This window comes from Bradyrhizobium genosp. SA-3 (assembly GCF_004212635.1).
Classification (GTDB): Bacteria; Pseudomonadota; Alphaproteobacteria; order Rhizobiales; family Xanthobacteraceae; genus Bradyrhizobium.
Genome location: NZ_PSRT01000329.1, coordinates 1 through 904 on the forward strand (window position 1 = coordinate 1; position 904 = coordinate 904).

The window sequence follows — 904 nt, forward strand, 5'->3', positions numbered from 1 at the left end:
CTCCAGGCCCCATTGGCATCGATGCTGAAGTCGCCGTAGCTGCCGTGGACGTTGCTCTGCGCCACGACATGGACTTCGCCGCTGTCGGGATCCACAATCGTCAGCTGCCCGGAAGTGTTCAGCGCTGCTGCCGTGTCGCCTTCAGTCACCGCCTTGGAGTCCGACGAGACCGACGCCGCGTCGTTGGTGCCGGTGATGGTGACCGTCACGGTGCCGCTCGCCGTGCCGTCCTGGCTCACGACCGTAAACTGGTCCTGCACCTGCTGGCCGGCGGTGAGCTCATTGTGGGCGCCGTTGCCGGTGTAGCTCCAGGCCCCGTTGGCATCGATCGCGAAGTCGCCATAGCTGCCGTGCACGTTGCTCTGCGCCACGACATGAGCCTCGCCCGTGTCGGGATCCACAATCGTCAGCTGCCCGGAAGTGTTGAGCGCTACTGCGGTGTCGCCCTCGGTGACGGGCTTCGAGTCCGAGCTCACGGTCGCGTTGTCGTTGGTGCCGGTGATGTCACCGTCACAGTGCCGGTGGCGGTGCCGTCCTGGCTTGTCACCGTGAACTGATCCTGCACCTGCTGGCCGGCCGTGAGCTCATTGTGCGCGCCGTTGCCGGTATAGCTCCAGGCGCCGTTGGCATCGATACTGAAGTCGCCATAGGTCCCGTGGACGCTGCTCTGCGCCACGACATGAGCCTCGCCCGTGTCGGGATCCACAATCGTCAGCTGCCCGGAAGTGTTGAGCGCCGCGGCGGTGTCGCCTTCGGTCACGGACTTCGAGTCCGACGAGACAGTGGCGGAATCGTTGGTGCCGGTGATGGTCACCGTCACGGTACCGCTCGCCGTGCCGTCCTGGCTCGTCACCGTGAACTGATCCTGGACCTGCTGGCCCGCGGTGAGCTCATTGTGGGCGCC

At 65.7% G+C, this 904-nt stretch carries 2 protein-coding genes; both read right to left on the reverse strand.

Annotated elements, in window-relative coordinates:
• A partial coding sequence (locus CWO91_RS42325) for a VCBS domain-containing protein (protein WP_245471552.1) occupies positions 1-476 on the reverse strand: 476 nt, incomplete at its 3' end.
• Positions 473-904, reverse strand: a 432-nt coding sequence (locus CWO91_RS42330; RefSeq protein ID WP_130221190.1) for a VCBS domain-containing protein, incomplete at its 5' end; no start/stop codon positions are given. The genes CWO91_RS42325 and CWO91_RS42330, both read right to left, overlap by 4 nt.